Origin of the sequence: Saccharothrix sp. NRRL B-16314 (assembly GCF_000716595.1) — a bacterium.
GTDB lineage: Bacteria > Actinomycetota > Actinomycetes > Mycobacteriales > Pseudonocardiaceae > Actinosynnema.
Map to the genome: position 1 here is coordinate 1 of NZ_JNXC01000069.1, position 4,531 is coordinate 4,531.

1 protein-coding gene is annotated in these 4,531 nt (G+C 72.4%); it reads right to left on the bottom strand.

Going from position 1 to position 4,531, the window contains the following annotated elements; translation table 11 throughout:
* Nucleotides 1–4,494 (bottom strand): SDR family NAD(P)-dependent oxidoreductase (locus tag OQ02_RS44535; protein ID WP_156077612.1); only part of this gene is annotated, 4,494 nt, incomplete at its 3' end.
* Nucleotides 4,495–4,531: the final 37 nt, after the last annotated feature.

Below are 4,531 nucleotides of genomic sequence, written 5' to 3' on the forward strand. Positions count from 1 at the left end.
CAACAACGCAGCCTCAGGCGAACCCTCAGACGCGGAAAGCAGGTCCATCAGCGAACGACCCAGCCTCGGGTCGAGTTCAGCGCACACCTCGTCCAAAGCCTCGGCGAAACGCGGGAACGACGCCGCAAGGGCAACACCCATCCCCGCACGCTGCGCACCCTGACCCGTGAACAGGAACGCCGACTTGCCCTGCACCGGCGACGCGTCGAACACCCCCGCGCCCGGACCGCCATCCGCCAGCGCCGACAGGCCCGCCAACAGACCTTCGCGGTCGGCGGCCACGACCGCGGCACGCCGATCCAGCTGCGCCCGCTTGGTGGCCGCCGTGAACGCCACGTCCAACGGCTCCAGCTCGGGCCGTGCGAGCAGGTGGGCTCGCAGGCGGTCGGCCTGCGCCCGCAGCGCGACTTCGGTCTTCGCCGACACCAGCACGGGAACCGGTAGCGGCGCGCGGTCGTCCCGATCCGCTTCCTCGGCGGACGGCGCCTCTTCGATGATCACGTGCGCGTTGGTGCCGCTGATCCCGAACGACGACACACCCGCACGACGCGGACGGGTCGACCCCTGCCACGGCTCGGGCTCGGTGAGCAGCCTGATCTGCCCGGCGCTCCAGTCGACGTGCGGCGATGGCGCGTCGACGTTCAGCGTCCGCGGCAGCATTCCGTTCCGCAGCGCCATGACCATCTTGATCACACCGGCGACACCGGCGGCTGCCGACGTGTGCCCGATGTTCGACTTGAGCGACCCCAACCGCAGCGGGCCGTTCTCCCGTTCACTGCCGTACGTGGCCAGGAGGGCCTGTGCCTCGATCGGGTCACCCAGCCGGGTGCCCGTCCCGTGGCCTTCCACGGCGTCCACATCGGCCGGCGACAGGCCGGCGTTGGCGAGCGCCTGCCGGATCACGCGGACCTGCGACGGGCCGTTCGGCGCGGTCAGGCCGTTGCTCGCGCCGTCCTGGTTGATCGCGCTGCCGCGCACCACACCGAGAATCCGGTGGCCGTTGCGCCTGGCGTCGGACAGCCGTTCCAGCACCAGCAGGCCAAGGCCGTCGGAGAACCCGGTCCCGTCCGCCGCCGCCGCGTACGACTTGCAACGCCCGTCCGGTGCCAAACCGCGCTGGCGACTGAACTCCGTCAGCAGGAAGGGTCCGGAAAGGACGGTCACGCCACCGGCCAGCGCCAGCGAGCACTCACCGGAGCGCAAGGCCTGCGACGCCAAGTGCAGCGCCACGAGCGACGACGAACACGCCGTGTCGACGGACACCGCCGGGCCTTCCAACCCGAAGGTGTAGGCGACCCGACCGGACACCACGCTCGACGTGGTGCCCGCCAGGCGGAAGCCCTCCAGCTCCGGTGGCATCGAGCCGCCGTAGTCGTGCTGGGACATGACACCGCAGAAGACACCGGTGTCCGTGCCCTTCAACGTCGTGGGGTCGATCCCGGCGTCCTCGAACGCCTCCCACGCCGCCTCCAGCATCAACCGCTGCTGCGGATCGGTGGCCAGCGCCTCGCGCGGGCTGATCCCGAAGAACCCGGCGTCGAAATCTCCCACGGTGTCGACGAAACCGCCGCCACGCGTGTACACCGTCCCCAGCTTCTCGGGGTCCGGGTCGTACAGCCGCTCCAGGTCCCAACCGCGGTCCTCCGGCAGGCCGGTGATCGCGTCACGGCCCTCCGACACCAGCTGCCACAGCTCGGCGGGCGAGGCGACACCACCGGGGTACCGGCAACTCATGCCCACGATCGCCAACGGCTCGTCGGCCTTCGCGCTCCGCGCCCGTGCGACCGGCCGGGTGACCTCTTCGGCCCCGCCGACCTCGGCCAGCAGGAACCGGGCCACCGCGGCGGACGTCGGGTGGTCGAACACCAACGTCATCGGCAGCCGCACACCGCAGGTCTCGATCAACCGGGTGCGCAGCTCGACGCCCGCCAGCGAGTCGAACCCCAGCTCCTTGAACGCCCGCTCGGGATCGACCGCCACCGCCGACGTGTGCCCCAGCACCGCGGCGACCTGCGCCTGCACCAGTTCCAGCACCGCGCGCGGTCGGTCGCCCTCGGGCAGGTCGGCCAGCCGCCGCGCCAACGAACCACCGGCGCCGGCGCGACGCACCGGCATCCGCACCAGGCCGCGCAGCAACGCGGGCAACGTGCCGGCCTTCGCCTGCTCCCGCAGCACACCGGTGTCGAGCCGCACCGGCACCGACAACGCCACGTCCAGCCGCCGGGCCGCGTCGAACAGCTCCAAGCCGAGTTCCGCGGAGAGCCCCTGGACGCCCATCCGCTCCCAGCGCCTGGCATTGCCCGCGTCGAGCTTGCCCGCCATGCCCTGGTCCGCCCACAGTCCCCACGCGACCGAGGTCGCGGGCAGGCCCGCGGCGCGGCGGACGGCGGCGAGTGCGTCGAGGGAGGCGTTGGCCGCCGCGTAGTTCGCCTGACCGGGGCTGCCGAGCAGTCCCGAGACCGAGGAGAACAGCACGAACGCCGACAGGTCCATGCCCGCGGTCAGGTCGTGCAGGTGCAGGGCCGCGGTGAGCTTCGGCCGCAGGACGTCGTCCAGCCGCTCGGGTGTGAGCGATTCGACCACGCCGTCGTCCAGCACACCGGCCGCGTGCACCACCGCCGTCAGCGGGTGCTCCAGCGAACCGATCAGGTCTGCCAACTGGTCGCGATCGGTGACGTCGCAGGCCACCGCCCGGACCTCACAGCCGACCGCTTCGAGGTCAGCGACCAGCGCGTCCGCGCCTTCCGCCGCAGGTCCGCGCCTGCTGGCGAGCACCAACCGCCGCGCACCCGAAGCGTGGGCGAGGTGACGGGCTACCAGGGCGCCCAGACCACCTGTGCCGCCGGTGACGAGCACGGTCCCGTTCGGGTCGAGCTGCGGCAACGGCCCTCGCGGCTCATCCGCGCGGGTGAGCCTCGGTGCGAGCCACCGGCCCTCGCGCAGGGCCAGCACCGGCTCGTCCAGCTCGATCAACGAGTCCCAGTCGATCCCGTCGCCCTCGATGTCGAGGTCGACGTCGGCCAGCACGAACCGGCCGGGGTGCTCGGACTGGGCACTGCGCACGAGCCCCAGCACCGCAGCCTGGGCGAGGTCCGGGGACTCGCCACCGACCGCGATCCCTTGACGCGTAACGACAACGAGCCGCGCGGCAGACTGCGGTTCGCTCGCCAGCCACTGCTGCACCACGGCCAGCGCGTTGTGGGCGACTTCCCGTGCCGCCTCGGCCACATCGGCCGTCTGCTCCGAGGACTCGATCACCGCGACGACAAAGTCGGACGTCGGGGCGTGCGCCTGGTCCGCGCCATGGCGCGGGGTGGGGACCACGGGGTTCCAGGTGACGGTGAACAGCGGGTTCGACCGGCCGCCCGGTTCGAGCTGTGCCTGGTCGACCGGGCAGAACGCGACCTTCGCGACGGTCGCCACCAGCTCGCCGTTCTCGCCGGCGAGGTCGACCCGCAAGGCCGATCCGCCCGTCCGGCTGATCCGTGCCCGCACACTCGCCAGACCGCCCTGGCCCAGGCGGACGCCCGACCAGGAGGAGGGCAGCTCGGCCGTCGGCTTCGCGGCCAGCGGGCCGTGGAACACCGCGTCGAACAGCACGGGGTGGACGCCGAACTCCGACGCGCTCCCGGCGTGCTCTTCGGGCAGCGCGACCTCGGCGTAGAGGTCGTCGCCGTCTCGCCATGCCGCCCGCAGGCTCTGGAAGGCCGGTCCGTGGTCGAAGCCGATGTCCGCCAGCCGCGCGTACAGGGCTTCGATCTCGACGGGTTCGGCGTCGACCGGCGGCCACTCCAGCGGCAGCCAGGACCGCGCGGTCGACTCGTCCAGGGCGAGCGTTCCGCGCGCGTGGCACGTCTCGGCGTGCTGGTCGTCGTCCCCGGACGTCTCGGGCCGCGAGTAGATCGCGATCGGACGGCGGCCGTCGTCGGTCGGTTCGCCGACCACGACCTGCAGCTGCCGCACGTCACCCGCCAGGACCAGCGGGGCTTCGACCAGCAGTTCTTCGACCACTGGGCTGCCCGCGTGGCGGCCTGCGACAGCGGCGAGCTCGACCAGTGCCGTGCCGGGGAGGGTCACCACGCCCAGCACCGCGTGGTCGCCCACCCACGGCGCGGTGTCGTGCGACAGCCGTCCGGTGAACAACCACTCGTTCCGGTCACCCACCAGGACCGCCGCCGCCAGCAGCGGGTGGTCGAACCGGTCCAGGCCGGCCGAGCCGGCGTCACCCGCGCCGACACCCGACGGAAGCCGGTAGTGCTCGCGCTGGAAGGCGTAGGTCGGCAACGCGACCCGACGGGCACCCGTGTTTTCGTAGAACGCGGCCCAGTCGACGGTGGCGCCGGCGATGTGCGCCTGCGCCAGGAAAGCCGCGAAGGTGTCCGGCTCCGCGTGGCGGGCGCGCAACGCCGACACGAACACGGCGTCGTCCTCGACCGACTGCCGCGCCATCGCCGTCAGCACACCGTCCGGGCCAAGCTCGAAGAACCGGGTCACACCTTCGTCTTGGAGCGTGCGGACACCGTCCGTGAAG